The organism is Hymenobacter siberiensis (assembly GCF_018967865.2).
GTDB lineage: Bacteria > Bacteroidota > Bacteroidia > Cytophagales > Hymenobacteraceae > Hymenobacter > Hymenobacter siberiensis.
The window spans coordinates 3226715-3250751 of sequence record NZ_JAHLZY020000001.1; the positions used below are offsets into that span (position 1 = coordinate 3226715).

Annotated in this window: 20 protein-coding genes; 15 read left to right on the forward strand and 5 right to left on the reverse strand. The window is 62.1% G+C overall.

Features of this window, described 5'->3' with window-relative positions:
• Window positions 1–111 precede the first annotated feature (111 nt).
• Both proC and KQ659_RS14385 read left to right on the forward strand, forming a co-directional pair.
• A complete protein-coding gene (gene proC, locus KQ659_RS14380; RefSeq protein ID WP_216680429.1) occupies window positions 112–912 on the forward strand; it encodes a pyrroline-5-carboxylate reductase in 801 nt (266 codons plus the stop codon).
• Between the two features lie 192 nt (window positions 913–1104).
• Window positions 1105–1818: a hypothetical protein gene (locus KQ659_RS14385; protein WP_216686292.1), complete on the forward strand. Its 714-nt coding sequence runs from the start codon at window positions 1105–1107 to the stop codon at window positions 1816–1818.
• Window positions 1819–1915: 97 nt separating this feature from the next.
• On the opposite strand, the gene KQ659_RS14390 is transcribed toward KQ659_RS14385, so the two are convergent.
• From KQ659_RS14390 to KQ659_RS14400, 3 genes are all read right to left on the reverse strand, one after another.
• On the reverse strand, window positions 1916–3541 hold the full coding sequence (locus tag KQ659_RS14390; RefSeq protein WP_216680427.1) for a 3-(methylthio)propionyl-CoA ligase: 1626 nt from the start codon (window positions 3539–3541) through the stop codon (window positions 1916–1918).
• 98 nt (window positions 3542–3639) lie between these two features.
• Entirely contained in the window at window positions 3640–5478 is a 1839-nt protein-coding gene (locus tag KQ659_RS14395; RefSeq protein ID WP_216688350.1) for a TonB-dependent receptor domain-containing protein, read from the reverse strand.
• Entirely contained in the window at window positions 5363–5725 is a 363-nt protein-coding gene (locus tag KQ659_RS14400) for a hypothetical protein (RefSeq protein WP_216680424.1), read from the reverse strand. Before KQ659_RS14400 ends, KQ659_RS14395 begins: the two co-directional genes overlap by 116 nt.
• 137 nt (window positions 5726–5862) lie before the next feature.
• Between KQ659_RS14400 and KQ659_RS14405 the strand changes: the two genes are divergently transcribed.
• Entirely contained in the window at window positions 5863–6000 is a 138-nt protein-coding gene (locus KQ659_RS14405) for a hypothetical protein (RefSeq protein WP_216680423.1), read from the forward strand.
• Here KQ659_RS14405 and KQ659_RS14410 read toward each other — a convergent pair.
• Complete coding sequence (locus KQ659_RS14410) at window positions 5997–6266, reverse strand: carboxypeptidase-like regulatory domain-containing protein (protein ID WP_216680422.1); 270 nt, start codon at window positions 6264–6266, stop codon at window positions 5997–5999. The genes KQ659_RS14405 and KQ659_RS14410 overlap by 4 nt on opposite strands.
• Window positions 6267–6638: 372 nt before the next feature.
• On the reverse strand, window positions 6639–9791 hold the full coding sequence (locus KQ659_RS14415; protein ID WP_216688349.1) for a glycoside hydrolase family 3 N-terminal domain-containing protein: 3153 nt from the start codon (window positions 9789–9791) through the stop codon (window positions 6639–6641).
• A gap of 1205 nt (window positions 9792–10996) precedes the next feature.
• Between KQ659_RS14415 and KQ659_RS21870 the strand changes: the two genes are divergently transcribed.
• The 12 genes from KQ659_RS21870 (at window position 10997) to KQ659_RS14475 (ending at window position 23896) form a co-directional block, all read left to right on the forward strand.
• Window positions 10997–11608: a T9SS type A sorting domain-containing protein gene (locus tag KQ659_RS21870; RefSeq protein ID WP_216688348.1), complete on the forward strand. Its 612-nt coding sequence runs from the start codon at window positions 10997–10999 to the stop codon at window positions 11606–11608.
• 262 nt (window positions 11609–11870) lie between these two features.
• Window positions 11871–12194, forward strand: coding sequence for a hypothetical protein (locus KQ659_RS14425; protein ID WP_216688347.1), 324 nt, complete (start codon window positions 11871–11873; stop codon window positions 12192–12194).
• 21 nt (window positions 12195–12215) lie between these two features.
• Complete coding sequence (locus KQ659_RS14430; protein WP_216680418.1) at window positions 12216–12890, forward strand: response regulator transcription factor; 675 nt, start codon at window positions 12216–12218, stop codon at window positions 12888–12890.
• A gap of 126 nt (window positions 12891–13016) precedes the next feature.
• A complete protein-coding gene (locus KQ659_RS14435) occupies window positions 13017–14360 on the forward strand; it encodes a sensor histidine kinase (RefSeq protein ID WP_216688346.1) in 1344 nt (447 codons plus the stop codon).
• A gap of 69 nt (window positions 14361–14429) precedes the next feature.
• The gene (locus tag KQ659_RS14440; protein ID WP_216680416.1) at window positions 14430–14570 is read left to right on the forward strand and encodes a hypothetical protein; all 141 of its coding nucleotides are present in this window, start codon (window positions 14430–14432) and stop codon (window positions 14568–14570) included.
• A 72-nt stretch (window positions 14571–14642) separates the two neighbouring features.
• The gene (locus tag KQ659_RS14445; protein WP_216686286.1) at window positions 14643–14846 is read left to right on the forward strand and encodes a hypothetical protein; all 204 of its coding nucleotides are present in this window, start codon (window positions 14643–14645) and stop codon (window positions 14844–14846) included.
• Between the two features lie 92 nt (window positions 14847–14938).
• Window positions 14939–15787 (forward strand): hypothetical protein, encoded by an 849-nt coding sequence (locus KQ659_RS14450; RefSeq protein ID WP_216686285.1) that lies wholly within the window; start codon window positions 14939–14941, stop codon window positions 15785–15787.
• 72 nt (window positions 15788–15859) lie between these two features.
• Entirely contained in the window at window positions 15860–16405 is a 546-nt protein-coding gene (locus tag KQ659_RS14455; RefSeq protein ID WP_216688345.1) for a hypothetical protein, read from the forward strand.
• A 257-nt stretch (window positions 16406–16662) separates the two neighbouring features.
• Window positions 16663–18483 (forward strand): DUF885 domain-containing protein, encoded by a 1821-nt coding sequence (locus KQ659_RS14460; protein ID WP_216680412.1) that lies wholly within the window; start codon window positions 16663–16665, stop codon window positions 18481–18483.
• A 124-nt stretch (window positions 18484–18607) separates the two neighbouring features.
• Entirely contained in the window at window positions 18608–20392 is a 1785-nt protein-coding gene (locus KQ659_RS14465; RefSeq protein ID WP_216688344.1) for a DUF885 domain-containing protein, read from the forward strand.
• Between the two features lie 42 nt (window positions 20393–20434).
• Complete coding sequence (locus KQ659_RS14470) at window positions 20435–21538, forward strand: hypothetical protein (RefSeq protein ID WP_216688343.1); 1104 nt, start codon at window positions 20435–20437, stop codon at window positions 21536–21538.
• An 84-nt stretch (window positions 21539–21622) separates the two neighbouring features.
• The gene (locus KQ659_RS14475; RefSeq protein WP_216688342.1) at window positions 21623–23896 is read left to right on the forward strand and encodes a M3 family metallopeptidase; all 2274 of its coding nucleotides are present in this window, start codon (window positions 21623–21625) and stop codon (window positions 23894–23896) included.
• Window positions 23897–24037: the final 141 nt, after the last annotated feature.

Below are 24037 nucleotides of genomic sequence, written 5' to 3' on the forward strand. Positions count from 1 at the left end.
GGCATCTCACTCGGGATAGTAATCTAATCGAATGGGTTTACTATCCCAAGCGAGATGCCTCGGCTGCGCTCGGCATGACGTTCTTGCGGTGTTTAGCAAGTATTCATCAGCATGAAAATCCTCATCATCGGCGGCGGCAACATGGGCCTCACCTACGCCCGCAGCTTCGTGCGCGCCCACATCACCTCGCGGCTCGACCTACGCCTGCTGGCCCGCTCGCCCGAGCGCGTACCGGCCCTGGCCGCCCACGAAATCGGCACGGTCTGGGGCTCGCCCGCCGAGTGCGTGCCGGGGGCCGACATCCTCATCTTAGCCGTGAAGCCGCAGGACTCGCCGGCGCTGTTCGCGGCGCTAAAGGGCCTGGTGCAGCCCCAGCAGCTCATCCTGAGCATCATGGCCGGCGTGCGGATTGATACCCTGCGCGAGGCCCTGGGCACGCCCAAAATCATTCGGGCCATGCCCAACCTACCCGCCCAGATTGGCATGGGCATGACGGCCTTCACCAGCACCGACGAGGTGAGCCGCGCCGAGCTGGTACAGGTACAAAACCTGCTGAGCACCACCGGCAAGACAGTTTACGTCGAAAACGAAAGCGCCATCGACGCCAGTACGGCCATTTCGGGCAGCGGCCCGGCCTACGTGTACTACTGCATGGAAGCCCTGATGGCTGCCGCCGCCCAAATGGGTTTCAGCGGAGCCGAAGCTGAGCTGCTGGTGAGCCAGACGTTTCGCGGCGCGGTAGAGCTGTACTCCCAATCGGGCCTGAGCTGCCAGGACTGGATTACCAAAGTGGCCTCCAAGGGCGGCACCACCGAGGCAGCGCTGGGAGCCTTCGGCGCGGGTGCCGTGCGCGAGGGCCTGATGGCCGGGGCCGGCGCGGCGCGGGACCGGGCCGAGGAGCTAGGGAAATAAAAAAGTCGCGGCGCTGGATTACCACCCCGGACACTTTGCTACATTATAGGACTTACGCACTTCAAAAGCTATGTAACCTGAAAATCAACGACTTGCATTCAAGACGTATATTTGTTATATTGCTGTTTTTCAGTTGGTTAGTGTTTCAACTGCGTAAGTCCTAATTAGCATTCCTTTTCTCCTTTCCTGGTTATGCGCCTGCTACTTTGCTCCTTACTCCTCAGCCTGGCCGTCCCGGCCGCCCGCGCCCAGAGTGCCATCAGTGCCACCGCCCCTACCAATGCCGATGTACTGAACCGTGAGCTAGCCAAAGGCAAGGGCCAGCTTGGAGACATACCCGTGTCGGGCAGCTCATTCCTGCTGCCTTATTGGACGCGCGGCACCGTGAAAATGACTGCTGGCACCGTGCCCCAGCCCTGGCTGAAGTATGACCTGCATGGCGACCGCCTGCTGTGGCGCCGCCCCAACGGCGACTCGTTGGAACTGAATACCAGCGCGATAACTGAATTCTCACTCGGCGACTCGCTCCGCGGCACCCGCTGCTTGTACCGTCGCTACCTCGATGCCCATATCCGAGAGCTGCCGCTGCGCACGGCCTTTTTTGAGGTGCGGTACGATGCCGGCCGCTCCGCCCTGTTGCGAAAGCGTAGCCGAACACTTTTTCACGCCAATAATGGACCTTCGCTGGCCGGCCGCAGCAGTGACCACTGGGTTGAAACCAGTGTTTTTTACCTCAAAAACACCGACAACACCATTGAGCCCATTCGCCTGAGCCCCAAGGCCGTGCTTGCGGTGCTGGGCAAAGCCAAGGCCCCCGCCCTGCAGGCCTACATCACCCGCGAAAACCTCGACCTAAGCGCCGAAGCCGATATTGTGAAGCTGCTGAAATACTACGATACCCTGTAGCCAACCCAGTAAACGAAACTGCCGGAAGCCGGGGCTGGTAGGCCCCGGCTTCCGGCAGTTTCGTTTTGAGCTAAGCCGGCCTGGAACGGAGCGGGACTTACGCCACCGAATACCCCGCGAAATCCTTGCGCAACTGGGTTTTCAGCAATTTCCCGGTGGCTGTATGCGGCAGAGAATCAACAAACTCCACGGCATCGGGCTCGCAGAACTTGGCCACCCGGCCCCGGAAGAAATTCAGCATTTCCTCGGCTGATAGCTCCATGCCGATGCGACGCACCACGATGAGCAGCGGCCGCTCGCTCCATTTGGCGCTGGGCACGCCGATGACGGCGGCCTCGGCCACGGCGGGGTGGGCCACGGCCAGATTTTCGAGGTCGATACTGGAAATCCACTCGCCGCCGGACTTGATGACGTCCTTCGAGCGGTCGGTGATTTGCATATAGCCGTCGGAGTCGATGGTGGCCACGTCGCCGGTGCGGAACCAGCCGTCGGCGGTGAGCTCGCCGGGCGTGTGGGCGCGGAAGTAGTCGCGCACCACCCACGGCCCGCGCACCAGCAGGTCGCCGAAGGCCACGCCGTCGTGCGGCAGCGCGTGGCCGTCATCGCCCACAATCTTCATATCCACGCCGAACACCACCCGGCCCTGCTTGCTGCGAATGGCTAGGCTATCGGCCGGGCTGAGGTCGGCGTGCTTGGCCTTGAGGCGCGCGCCGGTGCCCAGCGGGCTGGTTTCGGTCATGCCCCAAGCGTGGAGCACGGTCACGCCCAGCTCATCCTCAAAGGCTTTCATGAGGGCCGGCGGGCACGAGGCCCCGCCCACCACCGTGCGCTTCAGGGTGGTGAAATGGCGCTGGCCTTCGCGCATAAACTGCAGCAGCGCGAACCAGATGGTGGGCACTCCGGCCGAAAACGTCACGCCCTCGCTCTCCATCAGCTCGAATAGGCTGGCGCTGTCCATGCCCGCGCCGGGCAGCACCAGTTTCGAGCCGTTGAGCGGCGCGGCGTAGGGCAGCCCCCAGGCGTTGACGTGGAACATGGGCACCACGGGCATTATCACATCGAGGGCCGAGCAGCCGAGCGAGTCGGGCAGCGAAATACCGAAGGCGTGCAGCAGGGTGGAGCGGTGCGAATAAAGCACGCCCTTGGGCTGGTCGGTGGTGCCGGAGGTATAGCAGAGCGAGCAGGCCGTATTTTCATCGAAGCTGGGCCACTCGTAGTCGCCGCTTTCGGCGGCCAGTAAGTCCTCGTAGCTGCACAGGCCGGGCATTTCCGACTCTTTGGGCAGGTGCTCGGGGCCGGCCATCAGCACCCATTTTTCCACGGTGGGGCACACGGCGGCCAGGCGCTCGACGAGGGGCAGAAAGGTGAGGTCGAAGAACAGCAGCCGGTCCTCGGCGTGGTTGATGATGTAGACGAGCTGCTCCGGAAACAGGCGCGGATTGATGGTGTGGCACACCGCCCCGATGCCGGCCACGCCGTAGTACAGCTCGAAATGGCGGTGGGTGTTCCAGGCCAGGGTGCCCACCCGGTCGCCGTTTTCAATGCCGAGCTTCAGCAGGGCCTGGGCCAGCTGCTTGCTGCGGTGGTTGGCATCGGCGTAGGTGTAGCGGTGGATGCCGCCCTCGGGCAGGCGCGACACTATTTCGGTGTCGCCATGCCACTTGGCGGCGTGCTCGATAATTGTAGCCACGCGAAGCGGCTCGGCCATCATTAGTCCTAACATAGGGGTACGGGGGTGGGATTTGGAGGAATTACAGAAGGGAACCGAAAGTTGCCCGAATATACACCCGCGACGGCTGCGGATACCCTTCTCACGGGCCATTACTTAATATCGAACAGCAGACCCGCGTATACGATGCGGCCCTGGCTCCCCGCGCCGTACACCTGGAAGTTGGTGCTGTCGAAAAGGTTGGTGCCGCCCACCTGTACGGTGGTGTGCAGCTTGGGCACCGCGTAGCCAAACTGCGCATCCACGACCTGGGCCGAGGGAATGGTGCCGGTGGCAAACGTGGACTCAAACACGTAGGAATCTACATACCGGTAGTTGGCGTTGTAGCTCAGCTTGCGGTCGAACAGCTGGCCGTCGACGCCCAGGTTGAACTTATTCTGGGGCGTGTTGAAGAACGACAGGGTACCGGGCTGAAAATCGGTGGTGATAAGCTCATTGTAGCTGTAGTTGCCGGTCACGGTCAGGGCCGGGCCGAAGGCATAGCCCACCGAGATGCCCGCGCCCTGGCTTTTCACGGTCTGGTCGACGTTGGTGTTGATTTGGATAACGCGGGTGGGCAGCGCCGCGTTGGCGAAGCGGAAAGGAGCCGCGGCCCCAATCTGGGCGACGGTAGGCCGGCTGCCGTCGAGGTTGCCGATGAAGTTGCGGGTGGCAATGAAGTTGTCGTAGGCGCTGTAGAAGTAGTCGAGGTCGACGAACAGCTTGCTGGTGAGCTGGCCGCGGTAACCCACTTCGCCGCTGTTCACTTTTTCGAGCTTCAGCCCGGGGCTTTTGTACTCGAGGGCGGCCAAGTCGGCGGTGCGGGTGGGAGCCAGGATGCCGGGCAGCTGCGTGGTCAGGCCGGTGGTATAGCCCTGGAAGCCCGCGCCCACGTTGCCCACCAGAATGGCCCGGCCCACGTCGAGCCGGATGTACTGGGCATCCTGCGAGGCCGCCCGGAAGGCGCGGCTATAGCTGCCGCGGAAGTTGTGCTGCTTCTCGGCCCCCAGCGAATACACCGCCGAAACCCGGGGCGAAAAAGCGGTGCCAAAGTTCTGAAACCGGTCGACACGGCCGGCGGCAGCGAGCTTGAGGTGGTCGTCGAGCAGGGTTTTGCTCACCTGGGCGTAGGCCCCGTACTCGTAGTTGCGAATCCGGCCGCTTTCGCGCGTGTCCTCCAGCAGGCTGCCGTCCGAGCCCAGGTCGTACTGCCGGTAGGAACCGCCCACCACCACGTCGGCCACCTCAGAGTTGAAATTATACTGGGCGCTGCCCTCGGTGAGGACGGAGCGCAGGATGAGCCGCGCGCCCTGCCCGGGAATGGGGTTGTGAATGATGCGGTCGCGAGCGGCGGCAAACTCCGGCGTGCCGGGCTGCAGCACGGGCGCGGCGGTATTGGCCGTGGTGCGGGCCGTGAGGGCGGCTGCGTCGGCGTTGCCCCCGTTGGCGGCGAAGGCGGCGTTGTAGGCGGCGGCGTAGGTGCCGAAATAGCGCTGGGCGTAGGTCACAGGGTTGCCGGTGGCATCGAGCACGGGCTGGCCGGCGGCGTTCAGGGCCGGCTGGTTTTGCAGCACCCCGCCCAGGAAACCCAGGTTGTAGGAGCCATCGGTGAGCGGGTCGCGGCCGCCCGAAAAGTCCCGGGTCTGAAACGCCCGCACAAACCAGTTGCGGCCTTCGATGGCCAGCTTGCCCTGGTGGGCACCGGCATCCACGATGCGGTAGCGGCTGGCCGCCTGGAAGGTGGTATTGGAGGCGGCGTAGCGGTAGCTGGCGGTGGCCTTGATATGGTCGGTGAGCAGCACCGACACGCTCGGGGCCACCTTCAACGAGTAGGTTTCATTTTTGCCGGTAATCAGGTCGGCTTCCGAGAAACCGGGCAGGAATACGGTTTTGCCGGCCAGAGCCCCACCGGTGGCCCCAAAGGTGTTGCCGGCGTCGCCGTACACGCTCACCGCGTCGTAACCCAGGTTCGAGCCGGGGGGGGTTGTTGGCCGGTTCGAGTAGCTTGGAGGTGGCGTCGAAGTTGTTGCCAGTGAAGTCGCGGGCCCGGATGTAGCCGCCCGCAATCTTGAACGCCACCCGCTCGCCGAGCTTCATGGCGTAGCGCAGCTGCCCGTCGAGCAGGTCGCGGTTGCCGCCGCGCAGGCGCACGGTCAGGCCGGTATCCTTGAAGGGGTCTTTCGAGTTGGTGAGCAGCACGCCGTTGAAGACGTTGGCCCCGGGCCGGGCCGTGCACCACCTCCACGCTGGCCACGTCGAGAATAGGCGTGCCGAGCAGGTTGCCGAAGTTGGAGCTCAGGCTGGGCAGCTGGGTGTCGGCGTAGTCGGAGAGCTGAATGACGCGGTCGGAGCGCGAGGAGCTGAAGCCCCGGGTGCTGAAACTGGTCAGCAGCATGCTGGAATTGCTCACGTCGATGGACTTGAACCGGGCCAGGCCCGACACCAGGTCGGGCGTGGTAATTTGCTCCACCTAACGGGTGCTGAGCTTTTCCACCGTCACCGGCACGCGGCCAATGCTTTCCTCCACCCGCGAGGCCGACACCACCACTTGGTCGAGCATGCCGCTGGGCCGCATTTTCACCACCAGGACTCCGCCGGGCCCGGCCAGTGGAATGCTCTGCGCGGCATACCCCACAAACGACACCACCAGCACCACGGGGGCTTTGGCAAAGTCGGCCTTCAGCTCAAAGGCACCCTGGTCGTTGGTGGCATCGCCGGTACCCGTGCCCCGGATGAGCACCGTGACAGCCAGGCAGCGGCCGGCCGCTCTCGTCCTGCACGGTGCCTTTGACGAGTTGGATATTCTGGGCCTAGCCGCTCAGCGGCAGCAACAGGCATAACAAGCTGTAAGAGAAGAGATGACGCATCGGACAAAAGAGTAGGTGAAAATGATGCGTCAAACATAGTATAGCATTGTCCTTACTTAAAGACATTTATCGATTAAGGATAAATAATAATTGGCAAACTGATATAGTACGGTGGAAACAGGCAGTTGCCGGGCTATTACTCGGACTCCTAACCATTAGCAACCCCCTCCCGGCGGAACGTCGGGCCCTATCGAACGAGCGGCCTGGTGCACGACCTTCAGTTTGATGGCTAGAATGAGCGGTACCTACCTCTGCGCCGCCTCAATGGCCAGCTGCAACAGCGCCGAGCGCACGCCCAAATCGCTCAGCTTGTTATTCCGACGCGTGGGGTGCACGCGGTTGGTGAGCAGCACCACCACCAGGTCCTTCGCCGGCTCTACCCAGAAATAGGTGCCCGTGAAGTCAGTATGGCCGTAGCTGCCGGGCGAAGCACTTTTGGCCGAGTTCACGGTGGGGTTGGCGGCGGGGCGGTCGAAGGCCAGGGCGCGGCGGTTGTCGGGGCAGAACTGGCAGCGGGTCCAGTCGGCCAGCATTGTTTTGTCGAAGAGCTGCTGACCGCCGTAGCGCCCGCCCCAGGCGTAGGTCTGGGCCAGCTTGGCCACGTCGTTGGCGTCGCCAAACAGGCCGGCGTGGCCCGAGAGGCCGCCCAGCAGCGCCGCGCCCTCGTCGTGCACGGTGCCGTGCAGCAGCTGCCGCCGGAAGGCCGAATCTACTTCGGTGGGCACGATGCGCTTGATTGGAAAGCGGTTCAGGGGCCGGAAGCCCAGCGTACTGGCGCCCAGCGGGCCATATACTTCGCGCTGTAAAAAGGCATCGAACGACAGCCCCGTGCGGGCCTGCACCAGGGCCGGATACAGGACAAACGACAGGTCGGAATACACGTAGCCCGGCTTGGCATTCAGCGGCGACGCCCCAATGGCCTGGTAAAGACGCGTTGGCATGTCGCGGCGGGCCCACAGCCCCCGCGCCGCCGGCAGCGGAAACCGAGCCGATGAATCGGTGCGGAAAAACCGGCGGCGCAGGTCGCCATTTCGCTTCACAAACGTTTTCCAGAACGGAATCCAGGCCTGCAGGCCCGCCTGATGAGCCAGTACATCACGCATTTTCAGCGGGGCTTTGTTGGTGCCGCGCAGGAAGGAGAAGTAGTTGCCCAGGGTACTGTCGGGGCTGAATTTCTGGTCGCCTTCGAGCCGGAGCAGCGCGGGCGTGGAGGCCAGCAGTTTGGTCATGGAGGCCAGGTCGTAGAGGTCGTCGTTCTGCACGGGGCGCGGGCTCGTCAGTAATGAGGATGAGGAAGCAAGCGTACGTTTTTTCTCCATTCTCGCGGCCTTTCTGGCGGCTTTTTTGGCTTTCAACGTCACCGGCTGCTCGCCCCCCTCCAGGCCGGCGAAGCCCGCATATGTTTGATTGCCATAGCTTTTGCGCAGCACCACCGTGCCACGCCGGGCAATGAGCACCTGCGCCCCCGGAAACGCCTGGGCCGCCAGCGCCCGGCCCACGAGGCTGTCCACCCGGGCTTCGAGGCGGCCGTCCATATCCACATCCTCGGGGTTGGCGTAGCGCAGGCGGAAGCCGGCGGCCGTGCGCAGGCCAAAGCCGCGCGGGTACTTGCTGCTCACCGTAACCGGCAGCTGGCCCGTGGCCGCGATACCGCCAAAAATGGCCTGCGCGGCCAGATTCTGGGCATTGGCGCTTTCCTGGTACGCCAGCACCACGGCGGCGGCGCGGTCCAGGTCGCGCACCTTATCCACGGCATAGGCCGAGCCAAATACGCTGATTACCAGCGCCTGCTTACGGTCCATCAGCTCCCGGAGCAGGGTGTTTTCCTCGGGCGTGATGCCGAAGCTGGTGGCCGGCAGCCGGCCCAGGTTTTGCAGCGCCACCAGCACAAGGTTGTAGGGCCTGAGGGCCGCCCGCAGCTGGGCCAGCTCGTCGAGCGAGGGCATGGCCGGGAGGTGGAAATGCGCGGTTGGCGCGTAGTCGGCCACGGCTTTCTGGAAGTCGGTGGTGTCGCGTGGGGAACCGCCCAGCACCAGCGTAGCAATGCGCAGCGTGTCGAGCCGCTGGAGCGGCAGCAGGCTCTTCTGGTTGCGCAGCAGCGTGATGCTCAGCTCGGTGAGGCGGTGGCTGAGGTACTGAGCGTGCGGGCCGTTCAGGTCTTCGTAGAGGTTTTTGGTATCGATGGGCCGGTAGTGGTTCAGGCCAGCCCAGTGCTTGAGGGCCAGCACGCGGCGGCAGTGCTCATCGATTTCCTTCTGCGAAATCCGGCCGCTGTCCACCGCAATGCGCACCATCTTGAGGGCCAGCGGAATGTTCTTGCTGAACTCCAGAATGTCGTTGCCGGCCATGATGGCGCGCACATCGGCCTCGCCGGGCGGAAACATGCTGATAACGCCGCGCATGTTCATAGCATCAGTGAAAATCAAGCCTTTGAAGCCCATTTCCTCGCGCAGCACGCCCGTGATGATGGGCCGCGAGAGCGTGCTGGGGCCGTACACCGTGTCCAGGGCCGGCACGTTGAGGTGGGCCACCATCACGCCGCCCAGCCCGCCGGCCATGAGGCTGCGGAAGGGCGGCAGCTCCAGCGTATCGAGGCGGCGACGGTCCACGCGCACGGTGGGCAGGGCCAGGTGCGAATCGGCATCCACGTCGCCGTGGCCGGGGAAGTGCTTGGCCACGGCCAGAATGCCGGCATCCTGCATGCCGCGCATGTACTGGCGACCGTCGCGGGCCACGGCGGCGGGGTTTTCGCCCCAGCTGCGGAAGCCGATGACGGGGTTGGCCGGGTTGTTATTCACATCGACCACCGGCGCGAAGTTGACGTGCATGCCCAGCCGCTTGAACTGCCGGGCTACTTCGTGGCCCATGTCGTAGAGCAGGGCGGTATCGGTTTCGCCGCCCAGGCTCATCTGGTAGGGGAATTTCACTACGCTATCCAGGCGCATGCCCACGCCCCACTCGCCATCCAGGGCCACCAGCAGCGGCACGCGGCTCTGGCTCTGGTAGCGGTTCAGCAGGCGCGCCTGCCGGCCGGGACCACCCTGGAAAAATATCAGCCCGCCAATGCCGTACTGCTGAATGAGCATCGAAATCGAGTCCTCATCAATGCGCTTGCGGTTGGAGTAGGCGGCTACCATAAAGAGCTGCGCGGCCCGCTGGTCGGGTGTGAGCACGCGCATCAGGCTATCGACCCAGGGCGAATGCAGGTAGCGGGTGAACGCGGGGGCACCAGCCGCCAGTTTTTTCTGCTCAAGGGCGGCCTGCGCGGCGGCGCGGCGGGCCGCCTCTACGCGAGGTAGGGCGAGGCGGCGCACGGGGCCTTGCGGCCGGCGCTGGGCCGAAACTAGAACAGGAGCTGCTAACAATGACAGCAGCAGGAAAATCCGGAGAAATGGCAAGGGTGGGAAGCTATAGTTTATGCGAAAGTAGCGCTTACAGGCGCTTTGCGTTTTCAGCAAGATTGCGCCCCCGCCCTACCTCTCCATGTAAACCCGGCAACTACATCAAGCCCGTACAAGCCGGCTAAATAGCAGCTGAACATTTATGCAAAATAGCATTATGTCTTGAAAGCCTATAGCATTCGGGGCAATCTTTCCACCTATTTTTTCCCCACAGCCACACTCAATCAACTCCTGCTCAGCAGCTTTTAACAAAAAAGAATGTATTGACCTTTCGAACTTATTTCTAAATTAAGCATCTGTGAATCAATTTTTTAAATACCGTTGATTTTATCACTGCATATATATTTCCTTTCGTCCAGTATTAAACACAAGCGGTTCGGCTCTATATTACATCGTTTTACCCTGTTAAATTTGAATAATGCCGCACTCGTCAACTGGATTTATTTGGTGGCATGCTTGCAGCTAGTAGCAAGCCAAGTCATCAACTACACTTGCTCAGTCTTTTTCAAGTCCGCCCTTCTCCTTTTAAGTTTATTTCATAAAACATTCTTTTACACATGAACAATCTTTTACCATTTTCTGCACTTCGCACCGGCTATCGGAAAGTAGCGCTGCTGGGCATTTTTGCTTTAATGGGGGGCTCCTTAAAGTCATATGCCCAGACAACTCCACTCTTTCAGACCTTTGGTGATAATACCACGGCTGACAACAACTTCCCTTATAGTACATCAAATGCTACTAATATAGGCACCGGGGTCAGCATAGGCACCACCACCGTTGCAAGACAAGACGGTGCTACGACTACAGCATATGGAGTAAGACTTGCCAACAACGGCAATGGCAACTCGGGTAGCACCCAGGTAAATTTGGCCAGGAAGATTTTTGATAGCGGCTCCGGTGCAGTCAACCCCAACAATGTAAGCTTTGAGGTTGGCAGTTATAACGCGGGTGGAACTGACGGATTTAATACAACATCAACCATTGATGTTTTCGCGAGCGTTAACAATGGAAGTTTCAATAGAATAGTTAGGGTAATAGGTTCTGCCAACTCGCCTCAGTATAATTTTGGTGATAATCTACTTGGAGCCGCACAACCAGTATTCACCAATTACACCGCCAACAATATAGCAACCGTCACCGATGCCAATCGAGTTACGAAGGTCACGGTAAATTTACCATCGTCTAATACTGCTGGCACGAGTGTGATAATTCGCATTGTTATAAGTGTCGCTGCACGGGCGCATATTCTAATCGATAACGTCACGCTCACTTCAGGAGACACCTCGAAACCTCTGCCCGTTGAGCTCACCCGCTTCGATGCCACGGCCAAAGCAGCCGGCGTGAGCCTGAACTGGGCCACGGCTACCGAGAAAAACAGCGACCGGTTTGAAATTCAGCGCAGCGCTACGGGCGAAGCTTTCGAGACGCGGGGCACGGTAAAAGGCCAGGGCAGCACCACCATGGCGCACAACTACTCCTTTGTGGATAGCCGCCCGCTCGCCGGCACCTCCTACTACCGCCTACGGCAGGTAGACACCGATGGCACCTTCAGCTTCTCGCCGGTGGTAGCCGTGCAAACCGAAGCCAGCACCCAGGTAGCGTTCTACCCCAACCCCAGCGCGAACCAGCTCATCATGCCCGCCGGTGTGGGGGCAGTGCAGTACCGTATTTTCAATGCCCTGGGCCAGACCCTGCTCAGCGGCAAAGCCACTGATAATGACCGCCTCGACATCACCAGCCTGCCCACAGGCCCCTTCTTCCTGGAGCTGAGCGGCGCGGCCGGCCACCACACCCAGCGCCTGATGCACGAGTAGCGCCGGCCGTGGGCCATTGCCACGCCTCTGGTCCGCACTTATCCCAAAGCCCCGCTCCTACCGTGTGTAGAGGCGGGGCTTTTTCTATTAGGCAGCTTATCATGTTCGCATCATGCCCGGGTAGTAGGTTTGGCGGTTGCTACTGCCGGGTGCCTCCATTTATCGCCAGGCTTCTGCCGCTTGCCGGGTTGGCACGGTGCTGGCCGCTGTAATTTGCTCAGGCATACGGCACGCCTGCTTTTCCTGTCTTACTGCATTTGCTATGAAACGCACACTTTTTTTTATACTGAGCCTGGGGTTGCTGTCGGGTGCGCAAGCGGCGGCGGCGCGTCCGCTGTGGGGCGGCTTGCCTGTGCAGCCGGCGCAAACCGGGCCGGTACCCACACCCGCGCCAGCTCCCGAGCCGCCGGTGAAGGCCGTGCCGCTTAGCGGCCACCAGCCCAAGCCCCAACGCGTGGGCGACGACGGCCTGCCCACCGACCACCCCAACGGCCCGAACCAACCCAACCACGGCCGCCAGGCGGGCCGGGCAGCCCACCACGCCCACGGCCCGGGTCCGAGCCACGGCCACGGCCGCCGTCATTAATTAGCTCCCCCCAAGCGCCGCATGACCGTTCTCATCGTCGAAGACGAACGCACCCTGGCCCGCGAGCTGGGCATTTTTCTCTATCAGCAGGGCTTTGCCTGCACGGTGGCCCGCACCGCCCGCGAGGCCCGCGCCCAGCTGGCCGATACGCCCTTCGATTTTGTGCTGCTCGACCTGGGCCTACCCGACGGCGACGGCCTGGCCCTGCTGGCCGAGGCCAAGCAGCAGGAGCTCGCGGCGGCCGTCATCATCCTCACCGCCCGCGGGGCCGTGGAAGACCGCATCAGTGGCCTGGAGCTGGGCGCCGACGACTACCTGGCCAAGCCCTTTTCGCTGCCCGAGCTGCTGGCCCGCATGCACGCCATCACGCGGCGGCGCTTCGGGCTGCACAAGCCGCTGGCGGCGGTGGGCGCGTTTGAGCTCGATTTGCAGGCCCGCCGGCTGCTGTTTGGCGGGCAGGAGGTGAGCTTATCGGTGAAGGAGTTCGACGTATTGAGCTACCTCGTGCTGCACAAAAACCGGGTAATGACCCGCCTGCAGCTCACCGAGCACATCTGGGGCAACCTGCCCGAGTCGGGCTTCGATTCGAACTACATTGATGCCCACATCAAAAACCTACGCAAGAAGCTGGGCCTGCACGCCGACGTGGACTGGCTCGAAACCGTGCGCGGCATCGGGTACCGGGTGCGGGTGTAGGATTCTGGTTGTTGGTGCCTGGTGCCTGGTGCCTGGTTGTTGGTGCCTGGTGCCTGGTGCCGGGTGCCTGGTGCCTGACCAATTAAAGAACGTCCTACCCTCATACCCGCCACCCTCCGACCCCCCATGAAGCTCAGCACCAAGTTTTCCCTGTTCAATGCCGTGTCGCGGGTGGTTATTCTGCTGGTGCTGGCGGGGGCGCTGCCGCTGGCTATGAGCCACCTGGCCCGGCTGGCCACCGACCAGCGTCTGGCCCAGAAAAAGGAAAAAGTGCTGCGCCTGCTGCGCCGCAACGGCATTTCGGCTTTCATCACCGCCGAGCAGTCTTCCTATGGCAGCTACAACCTACTCAAGGAGGAGTTTATTTCGCTGGAGGCTATTCCGCCCGGGCCGGGCATCAACGAGATTGAGGACTCGAAGCGGGCCGTGGAGGATGAAATTGTGGAGTACCGGGTACTGAGCTACGCCTTCGCCCAGGATGGCCAGAACTACCTGCTCGAAATAGGGCGCAGCACGGGCAGCATTGGCGAAACGGAGCGCAACTTCCGCCACTACGCGCTGTACATGCTGCTGGTGGCCGTGGCCCTGACCACGCTGGCCGATGTGGCCTTCTTCCGCTATCTGCTGGAGCCGTTCTACACCATTATCCGGCAGCGACTCAAAAATGCCCACCACCCCGCCGCGTTCAACTTCGCGCCCATTAAAACCAGCACCGACGACTTTCGCTACCTCGACGAGAGCCTGCGCGAGATGATGACCACCATCCAGGCCTCGTTCACGAAGGAGCGCAAGTTTATCGCGGATGCCTCGCACGAGCTGCTCACGCCTCTGGCCGCCCTGCAGTACCGCTTCGACAACATGCTGGCCGATGAGTCGCTATCCGATGAAAACCAGCTGCGCGTGGTGGATTCGCAGCGCACGGTGCACCGCCTGCGCACCATCATCAGGTCGCTGCTGATGATTTCGAAGATTGAGAACGACCAGTTTGCCCGCGCCGAAACCGTGCCGCTGGCTCCGCTGGTGGCCGAAGTATGCGACGAAGTGCAGGACCGCCTGGCCGTGCTCGGCCTGACCCTGCACCAGGACCTGACGCCCGATTTCACCGTGCTGCACGGCAACCGCAGCCTGCTCTTCACGCTGCTCTACAACCTGGTGAGCAACGCCATCAAGTACAACCGGGCCGGGGGGCGCATCGACGCGCGGGGCCGGCCCACGCCCGGCGGTGGCTACGTGCTCGAAGTGCGCGACACCGGCGTGGGCATTGCCCGCGAGCAGCTGCCGCGCCTGTTTCTGCGCTTCGACAAGGGGGCCACGGCCGACCCCGACAGCTACGGCCTGGGCCTGAGCATTGCCCGCACCATTGCCGACCTGCACGGCATCAGCCTCGAAGTCAATTCAATTGAGGGGCTGGGCACGTCGTTTTTGCTCGGTTTCCCGGCCCCGGCTCCGGGCCTGGCCGAGCCGTTATAGAGCTTATCATGTTCGCATCATGTTGGAAAAGTAGGTTTGAGCCATCATCAACCCCAAACCCATTTCCCCATGAAAAAGCTGATGCTTTCCGCCGTTGCCATGCTGTGGACGTTTGCTGCCCTGGCCCAAGCTACCCCTCACACCGGTGGCCACCACGGCGGCCATCATGGCGGGCACCACGGCCACCACGGCGGCCACAAAACCAAGTAAGCCAACCCGACGGGCGCTGCAACGCCCGGCCAGCTCATTGCCCATTTCTTCCCATTCATTTTTTTGATTCCCATGAAAAAGTATCTGATGTCCGCTGCTGCCATGCTGTGCACCTTCGCCGCTATGGCCCAGGCTACGCCTGCCACCCCCGCTACCCCGGCTACGCCAAACCCCACCCATGCTGACGGCAAGCAAGGCGGCCACAAGGGAAGTCACAAGGGCATGCACAAGGGCAACCACAAAGGCAACCACAAGGGCATGCACGGCACCCGTTAGGTTTTTGCCTCACGGCCAAAGCCCCTTCGCTGCGCGAAGGGGCTTTTTTCGGTTATTTATCTTCCCGCTTTCACTTGCTTCTGCTTTTCTCCTTGGGTTCTTTTTTTCGCTCATTCGCCGCAGCCGCTTTGCTGGCCGCTGGCCCGCTGGCGGCGCAGGCTGCCTTGCATTTTCCTGCCCCGGCCCCCGCCGACACCACCGATGCGCCGCGCCGCTCACTGAGCGCGGCACTCAGCTACGGCAGCAACTCCACGTACTTCGGGCGCTCGCAGGCAGTTGCCTTTCCCTACACGGCCGCCATGCTCACCTATTCGGCCAAAAACGGCCTGTACGGCTCGGTAGAACTATATAACCTGCTGAACACCGCCACTGCCCTCGACGAAACCGACCTGACCGTGGGCTGGGACCACGACCTGGGCAAAACCCTGGATGTATCGCTCAGCTATTCGCGGTTCTTCTTCCCCACGGGCAGCGAGCTGGTGAAATCGGGCGTGAACAATGCCTTCGATGCCGGACTAGGGCAGGATTGGGGCGCGTTTTACTCGCGGCTGAGCGCCACCTACCTCTTCGGCAAAAGCACCGCCAAGGGCGACGGCTTTCTGGTGCTGGAAAACTCCCGCTCCTTCGAAACCAAGCGCGGCTTTGGCCAGCACGACTATTTCAGCGTCGAGCCGGTGGTGAGCATCGCGGCCGGTACGCAGTCCTTCACCGAAGCGGCCCTGAACAAGCGCAACGGCCCGGCTTCCGCCGCCGCCAAAAACCGCAACGTGCGCCGGTTCGGCATCGTCGATTACGAGTTTGGTGTGCCCGTGACTTACACCGTGGGCAAGCTGGCCGTGTCGGCCGGCTGGCGCTACGTGGTACCCGTGAACCTGCCCGCCGATGATGTGGACTCGCGGGCCCTGTCCATCTGGACGGCCGGGCTCACCCTCACGCTGTAGCCCCGGCGTGGCCTTTTTTCGGCCTGCCAACGTAGACGGTATTTCACGTAACTGACTTTTACCGCTCGTTTTATGCGAATTTCTATTCATTCCATCGGGCCCGCCGGCCGGTTGTTGGCACTGGCCGCCACGGTGCTGCTGGGCGCGTGCAGCGGCCAGGCCCCGCTAGAGCAGGCCAGCGGCGGCAACGGCCTCTCCACCACCGTGCAAACGGATACCACCGCCACGCTGCCTACCGAGGCCTGCGGCCTGCTCACGCCCGGCGAGGTGGCCAGCCTCACGGGCCGCCCGGTGCAGCAGCAGGCCCAAGGCGACGCCTGCCGCTTCGTGGAAGCCGACCAGCCCGCCAGCCCCGATGCCGTGGTAATGGTATCGTTCCGCCCAGCCGCCGCCTTCCAGATTGCGCAGGCCGGCAACGATTTGAAACGGAGCATTTCGCCCGTCAGCGGCCTGGGCCACGAAGCCTATTATGATGACAGCCACGGCGACCTCTACGTGCAGCTGCCCACCCGCACCCTGGTTATCAGCATGCCGCGCCGCGTGAAAAGCTACTCGCGCGAGCGCATTGCCCCCGAGCTGGGCCGCCTGGCCATAGCGCGCCTGGCAGTGCGCCGATAGAACGGCCAACTCCCCTCCTTACCAAGGAGGGGACATTTTCGCGACGCGAAAATTGGGGTGGTTGTGGGCGTCGGAGGCCGTTGAACTGAATGAAAAGAATGGCCGACAGCTGAAAGGCAAGGACACCGCCCTTACGCAAGCCGTTCAATACCACCCTCCGGTGGCACTACCCCAATTTCAGCTTCGCTAAAATGTCCCCTCCTTGGTAAGGAGGGGAGTGTGTCGCTTCGTAGCTTGCGGCACATTCAACCCCGCTCATGAAAAAACTTGCCCTGGCCGGCCTTGTCGCGGCCGCCCTCACCACGGCCTGCAACCAGACCAAAACCACCGAGACTGCCACGAGCAGCGCCAACAACGAAACGGGAGCCGCCGCCGACTCGACCTCGGGCCTGCCGGGCCTGTTCAACAGCTACTGGGAAAAGCAGTCGCGCCTCGACCCGTTGTCGGCCACGGCGTATGGCGACAACCGCTTCAACGACCAGCTGCCCAACAACCAGACCCGCGCCTTCCGCGACACGCTGCGCACCTTTTACCAGGGCTACCTCACGCGGCTGCAAACATTTGACCGCGAGAAGCTGAGCGACAACGATAAAATCAGCTACGACATCTTCGAGTACGAGATGAACCACGGCCTGGCCGGCCTCAAGCTCAACTCCTGGATGATGCCGGCCAACCAGTTCTACGGCCTGCCCATCTCACTGGGCCAGTACGGCTCGGGGCAGGGCAATCAGCCTTTTAAGACGGTGAAGGATTACGAGAACTGGCTGGGCCGGGTGCGCGGCTTCACGGCCTGGACCGACTCGGCCATTGCCAACTTCCGGGTGGGCATGCGCACGGGCGTAGTGCTGCCCAAGGTGCTGGTGCAGCGCATGATACCCCAGCTGCAGGCCAAAGACATTGTGGTGACCGACGCCACCCAGAGCCTGTACTACGGCCCCATTACCCGCCTGCCCAAGGATTTTTCGGACGCTGATAAAACCCGGCTCACGGAGGCCTATAAAAAGGCCATCCTGACGGAGCTGGTGCCCGCCTACCGAAAGCTGGGCACGTTTATGCAAAACGAGTACCTGCCCAAGGCCCGCGCCACGAGCGGCATCGACGCCGTGCCCGGCGGCAAGGAGATGTACGCCTACGACGTGAAGTACGAGACAACGACCGACAAAACGCCGGCCGAAATCTACCAGACCGGTTTGAGCGAGGTGGCCCGCATCCGAGCCGCGATGGAGAAAGTCAAGGCCGAAGTGGGCTTCAAAGGCGACCTGCCGGCCTTCTTCAAGTACCTGAATACCGACGCCAAGTTCCGGCCCTACAAGAAGCCGGAGGAAGTGCTAGCCGCCTTCGAAGACATCCACCAGCGGATGCTGCCCAACCTGCAGAAGATGTTCGGCCGCACGCCCAAAACGCCGTTTGAAATTCGCGAGACCGAGAAATTCCGCGAAGCCTCGGCCTCAGCCGAGTACAACCAAGGCTCGCCGGACGGCACGCGACCGGGCATTTTCTACGTGCCGATTCCGGACGCTACCAAGTTCGCTACTACCTCGGGCATGGAGTCGTTGTTTCTGCACGAAGCCATTCCGGGCCACCACTACCAGATTTCGCTGCAGCAGGAAAACACCGGCCTACCCAAGTTCCGGCGCTTCGGCGGTCAGAATGCCTACGTAGAGGGCTGGGCGCTGTACTCGGAAAGCCTCGGGCCGGAGCTGGGCCTGTTTAAAGACCCCTACCAGCGCATGGGCGCCATGGGCGACGAGATGCTGCGCGCCGTGCGCCTGGTGGTGGACACCGGCCTGCACTCGCGCCAGATGACCCGCGAGCAGGCCATCGACTACCTGCTGGCTAACCTGAGCACCACGCCCGACGAGGCCACTTCGGCCATCGAGCGCTACATGGCCATCCCCGGCCAGGCGCTGGGCTACAAAATCGGTCAGCTCAAAATCCGGGAGCTACGCGCCAAATACGAGAAGCAGCTCGGCAGCAAATTCAACCTCAGCACCTTCCACGACGAGCTGCTGAAGGATGGCTCGATGCCGCTGGCCGTGCTGGAAAAGAAAATGGACGCCTGGGCGGCAAAACAATAAGAAGTAGACACCTAAATATGTATGCCAAAAAGCCTCGCCCGGATTATTCCGGTGCGGGGCTTTTTAGCATAAAAAAGGGAATTCCACGCCTATTTATGTAGCTTGCCCGCCTATTCACCGGTCAATGACGCGACTTTTTACTATCCTGCTGGCCGCATGGTGCTTAGTAGCCCACCCGGCCGAAGCCCAACTTTCGCCGGGCAACTCCACTTCGGCGGCGCTGCTGACGGGCCTGTTCAACGATTACTGGGAGGGCCGGGCGCGGTTGTTCCCATTGGTGGCCACGTCGCAGGGCGACAACCGCTACAACGACCGCCTGCCCAACGACCAGACCCGCGCCTTCCGCCAGCAGCAGGTGCGCTTCTATCGCCGCTACCTCAACGACCTGCTGAACATTGACCGCGCCCGCCTCCGGGCCGACGACAAGCTCAGCTACGACATCTTTCAGTACGAGATGCGCAGCCGCATCGAGGGCCTGCGGCTGAATACCTGGATGATGCCCTTTGCCCAGTTTTACAGCCTGCCCACCACGCTGAGTCAGCTGGGCGCGGGCACCGGCGCGCAGCCCTTCCGCACCGTGCGCGACTACGACAACTGGCTGGCCCGCGTGGGCCGATTCCCGGTGTGGGCCGACTCGGCCATCGGCAATTTCCGGCAGGGCATGCGCACGTCCATAGTATTACCCCGCGGTTTGGTGCAGAAAATGGTACCCCAGCTGCAAGCCCAAATCACCGCCGACGCCACCAAAAGCCTGTTCTACGGACCCATCACGCGCTTGCCGGCCAGCTTCTCGGAGGCCGACCGCGCCCGCCTCACGGCCGCCTATCAGCAGGCCATTGCCACGCAGCTGGTGCCCACCTACCGCAAGCTGGCCGAGTTCCTGCAGACCGAGTACCTGCCCCGAGCCCGCAGCACCGCCGGCCTGGCCGATGTGCCCGGCGGGACCGAGATGTACCGCTACAACGTGCGCCTGATGACGACCACCGAGCGCCCGCCGGAGGCCATTTACCAAACCGGTCTGGTCGAGGTGAAGCGCATTCGGGCCGCGATGGAGGCCGTGAAAAAGCAGGCCGGCTACAAGGGCAGCCTGTCGGGCTTCTTCAACTCGCTCGCTTCCAATAGTAAGTACACACCCTACAAGTCGCCGGAGGAAGTCCTGAAAGCCTTTCGGGGCATTCAGGCCCGCATCACGCCCAGCCTGCCCCGGCTATTTGGTCTGGCCCCAAAGTCGCCGTTTGAAATCCGGCAGACCGAAGCCTTCCGGGCCGCCACGGCCTCGGCCGAGTATAACCGCGGCACGCCCGACGGCTCGCGGCCGGGCATTTTCTACGTGCCCATTCTCGACGCGACCAAATTCAACGTTACCTCGGGCATGGAGTCGCTGTTTCTGCACGAGGCCATTCCCGGGCATCACTACCAATTGTCGTTGCAGCAGGAAAACACCGGCCTGCCCAAGTTCCGGCGCTTTGCCTCCTACCCGGCCTTCAGCGAGGGCTGGGCGCTGTATTGCGAAAGCCTGGGGAAAGAGCTGGGCCTCTACACCGACCCCTACCAACGCATTGGCGCGCTGGGCGATGAGATGCACCGCGCCCTGCGCCTGGTGGTGGATGTGGGCATGCACGCCAAAGGCATGAGCCGCGAGCAGGCCATCGACTACATGATGGCCAACGAGCCCATTTCGGAGCAGTCCGCCACGGCCGAAATAGAGCGCTACCTAGCCATGCCCGGCCAGGCGCTGGCCTACAAAACCGGCCAGCTCAAAATCCGCGAGCTGCGCAGCCGCTACGAAAAGCAGATGGGCAAAACATTCAGCCTGAAGGCTTTTCACGATGAGATTCTGGCCGGCGGCTCGATGCCCCTGGCGGTGCTGGAGCGCCGCATGGACGCCTGGGCGGCCCGGCAGCGCTAAGCGGGCCTTATTCTACTACTGCTACTACACTACCTTTCCCTAATGTTTGCCTCTACTGGTTACTCCTATCTGCCCCTTCCGCATGCGCTCAACAACCGCGAACACCAAGCCCCAACTACTACTGGTTTACGATGGAGGCGGGCAGGCTTGCTCCTGACCCTGTTGTTGGGGGTGGCCTTCGTAGGCCGGGCCCAGGACATCGTTGCGGCGGGCGGCACCCTGAGTCCCGCAACCACCACCGTAACGGCGGGAACCAACTCCGGCACGTTGATTTTGCAGGGATTTTACGGCACCATCCTACGCTACCAAGCCGATACCGGCCAGGGTTTTGTGGACGTGGGTGGCCCGGGCCGCAGCTATACGTTCTCGGATTTATTAACCACCACGCGCTTTCGTGCCGTGGTGCAAACTACTAGCCTTGTGGTGGTTACTTCCAGTATTGCCGTGGTCACGGTGGTGCCTCCCGACGGGGCCACGGGGCCAGCCGATAAGCTAAAGCCCAGCCGACAGGTCAGTCTAGCACCGGCCCTGGCCGTAAAATTCTCACCCCTGGCTACCCAGGACCCCAGCGCCAGCACGCTCCTGGTGGGGCTGGAGTACCGCCCCAGTCCCCGCATCGGCCTGGAGGCCAGTTATGGCCAGCAGTTTACCGCCCTGCGCATCACCACCCTGGGACTGCTCGCCGACCGCTACGACTACCATTACCAGAAATTCAAGCTGGAGCTACGCCGCTATCTGCCCGCACGCGCCAAAAATCCTCACCAGGAAACCTACTTTTCTGTGCAGGCGTTTTTCACGCCCGAGCGCTACACCCGCTACGGCAACAACTACTACCGCGACGCAACTTACTACACTTACGACCGCAATTTTGTGAGCAAGGACATTTCGGGAATCGACCTAAAAATAGGCTCGGTATGGCATGTTGGGTCGAACTGGCTGTTGGAAGGTGGGATGGGGCTGGGTGGCCGGTTTGTGGTCACGCAGTACGACATGCTCAACGAGCACCGGGCCACCAACTTCACCGCCAAGCAAGTCAATCCCTTCAATCAGATTGAGGAGCCGGGCAACAAGGCCAGCATTGATGTAGAGCTGGTATTCAAAGTCGGCTACGTTTTCCCCTTTCGCAAACAGGAGTCGGCGAAATAGCCTCGCTGGCAAGTATCTTACCCCAATGCCGGCCCTTCCGGCCCGGCTTCGTTCCAACCTTTACTTCGCGTCCCCATTCCCTATATGCGTCAACTTCCCTTTGCTGCCAGCTGCCGGCTGACAGGCTTTCTGACCACCCTCGGCCTGGCTTTCACCCTACTTCCCACCCCTGGCATGGCCCAAACTACTGCTTCTAGCGCCACGCCGACCTCGGCCCGCGCCAACCAGCCGGCGCTGCTGGCGCCCTGGGCTGGGGGCCACGGTGGCGTGCCGGCGTTCGATAAAGTGAAGGTGGCCGATTTCAAGCCCGCGCTCGAAGCCGCGATGGCTGAGAACCTGGCCGAAATCAACGCCATTGCCAACAACCCGGCGGCCCCCACGTTCGAGAACACGATTGCCGCGATGGAGCGCAGCGGCCAGACCCTGACCCGCGTATCGGCGATATATGACATCTGGAGCAGCACGCTGAACGATGCCGCTTTCAGTGCCGTGGAAACCGAGATGGCCCCCAAGCTGGCCGCGTTCAGCGACCAGATTACGCAGAACGCGGCCCTGTTCAAGCGCATCGAAACCGTGTATAACGCGCCCGCTACCAAGAAGCTGACGCCGGAGCAGCAGCGGCTGGTGGCAGTGGACTACAAGCAGTTTGTGCGGGCGGGCGCGAAGCTGAATACCACCGCCAAGGCCCGGGTTTCGGCCATCAATCAGCAGCTGGCGGGGCTTTTCACCAATTTCTCGCAGAACGTGCTGGCCGATGAGGCCGACTCGGTGCTGGTGCTGAAAACCGACAAAGACCTGGGCGGGCTGCCGGCCTCGCTGCGCGACGCGGCCAAAACCACGGCTGGCACCCGCAAGATTGCGGCGGTGGGCGTCATCACCAACACGCGCTCCAGCATCGACCCTTTTCTGACGTACTCGGACCAGCGCGGGCTGCGCGAGAAGGCCTGGCGGATGTTCACGAACCGGGGCGACAACGGCGGGGCCCACGACAACAATGCCCTCATCACCCAGATTCTGCAGCTGCGGGCCGAGCGTGCCAAGCTACTGGGCTACGCCACCCACGCCCACCTGCGCCTCGATAATACCATGGCCAAAACGCCCGAAGCCGCCATGCAGCTGATGGAGCAGGTGTGGAAGCCTGCCGTGGCCCGCGAGCACGAAGAAGTGGCAGACATGCTGGCCCTGGCCAAAAAAGAAGGTGCCTCCGCCAACTTCAAAATTGAGCCCTGGGACTACCGCTACTACGCCGAGAAGGTGCGCAAGGCGCGCTACGACCTCGACCAGAACGAGGTGAAGCAGTACCTGCAGCTGGATAAAATGCGTGAGGGCATGTTCTGGGTGGCCGGCGAGCTGTTCAACTTCGCCTTCGTGCCCGTAACCGATGTACCCGTGTACCACCCCGACGTGAAGGTGTGGCAGGTGAACGACAAAACCACCGGCAAGCAAATCGGCCTCTGGTATTTCGACCCCTACGCCCGGCCGGGCAAAAACTCGGGCGCGTGGATGAATGCCTACCGCAACCAGGAACGCATGGACGGCAAGGCCGTGACCACCATTGTATCGAACAACTCAAACTTTGTGAAGGGTACACCCGGCGAGCCGGTGCTCATTTCCTGGACCGATGCCACCACGCTGTTCCACGAGTTCGGCCACGCCCTGCACGGGCTGTCGAGCAACGTGACCTACCCCACCCTTTCGGGCACCAACGTGGTGCGCGACTACGTGGAATTCCCCTCGCAGCTGCTCGAAAACTGGCTCGCGACGCCCGAGGTGCTCAACAAGTTTGCCCTGCACTATCAGACCGGCCAGCCCATTCCGGCGGCGCTGGTGGCCCGCATCGACAAAGCCAGCTCGTTCAACGAGGGCTTTGCTACCACCGAGTTTCTGGCCAGCGCCCTCATCGACATGAAGCTGCACCTGGCCGGCGGGCAAAAAATTGACCCCGACAAGTTTGAGCGCGAAACCCTGGCCGAGATGGGCATGCCCTCCGAGCTGGTGATGCGCCACCGCACGCCGCAGTTCTCGCACGTTTTCTCTTCGGATGGGTACTCGGCGGGCTACTACTCCTACCTGTGGTCGGTGGTGCTGGCGGCCGATGCCTTCAGCGCCTTCACCGAAGCCGGCGGGCCGTATGACAAGGCCGTGGCCGCGCGGTTGCGCAAAAACGTCTTCACCGTGGGCAACACCGTGGACCCGGCCGCCGGCTACCGCGCCTTCCGGGGCCGCGACCCGAAGATTGACGCGCTCATGAAGCAACGGGGCTTCCCGATGGCCGAAGCCAAAGCCAAAGCCGGCGGCAAGCTGGGCCCCAGCAAGCCGGCGGGTGCGCCGCCCAAGATGCCGGTTCAGCATAAGTAGCCGAGCGTCGGTCAGTGCTTATCACAGGAGTTGTTTAGAAAGTCACAAAAGGTACTCAAACGGTCATGCAGCGCGCAGCGAAGCATGACCGTTCGGGGACTTTCTAAACAGCTTCACAGGAAAGCCCCGTTATTGGGGCTT

What these genes read in the sequence shown, in the direction of transcription:
- KQ659_RS14425 (WP_216688347.1), top strand. Translation starts at nt 11,871, where the DNA reads ATGAAACGCACACTTTTTTTTATACTGAGCCTGGGGTTGCTGTCGGGT.
- KQ659_RS14435 (WP_216688346.1), top strand. Translation starts at nt 13,017, where the DNA reads ATGAAGCTCAGCACCAAGTTTTCCCTGTTCAATGCCGTGTCGCGGGTG.
- KQ659_RS14390 (WP_216680427.1), bottom strand. Translation starts at nt 3,541, where the DNA reads ATGTTAGGACTAATGATGGCCGAGCCGCTTCGCGTGGCTACAATTATC.
- KQ659_RS14460 (WP_216680412.1), top strand. Translation starts at nt 16,663, where the DNA reads ATGAAAAAACTTGCCCTGGCCGGCCTTGTCGCGGCCGCCCTCACCACG.
- KQ659_RS14430 (WP_216680418.1), top strand. Translation starts at nt 12,216, where the DNA reads ATGACCGTTCTCATCGTCGAAGACGAACGCACCCTGGCCCGCGAGCTG.
- KQ659_RS14465 (WP_216688344.1), top strand. Translation starts at nt 18,608, where the DNA reads ATGACGCGACTTTTTACTATCCTGCTGGCCGCATGGTGCTTAGTAGCC.
- KQ659_RS14440 (WP_216680416.1), top strand. Translation starts at nt 14,430, where the DNA reads ATGAAAAAGCTGATGCTTTCCGCCGTTGCCATGCTGTGGACGTTTGCT.
- KQ659_RS14455 (WP_216688345.1), top strand. Translation starts at nt 15,860, where the DNA reads ATGCGAATTTCTATTCATTCCATCGGGCCCGCCGGCCGGTTGTTGGCA.
- KQ659_RS14475 (WP_216688342.1), top strand. Translation starts at nt 21,623, where the DNA reads ATGCGTCAACTTCCCTTTGCTGCCAGCTGCCGGCTGACAGGCTTTCTG.
- KQ659_RS14405 (WP_216680423.1), top strand. Translation starts at nt 5,863, where the DNA reads ATGACGCGGTCGGAGCGCGAGGAGCTGAAGCCCCGGGTGCTGAAACTG.
- KQ659_RS14385 (WP_216686292.1), top strand. Translation starts at nt 1,105, where the DNA reads ATGCGCCTGCTACTTTGCTCCTTACTCCTCAGCCTGGCCGTCCCGGCC.
- KQ659_RS14470 (WP_216688343.1), top strand. Translation starts at nt 20,435, where the DNA reads ATGTTTGCCTCTACTGGTTACTCCTATCTGCCCCTTCCGCATGCGCTC.
- proC (WP_216680429.1), top strand. Translation starts at nt 112, where the DNA reads ATGAAAATCCTCATCATCGGCGGCGGCAACATGGGCCTCACCTACGCC.
- KQ659_RS14445 (WP_216686286.1), top strand. Translation starts at nt 14,643, where the DNA reads ATGAAAAAGTATCTGATGTCCGCTGCTGCCATGCTGTGCACCTTCGCC.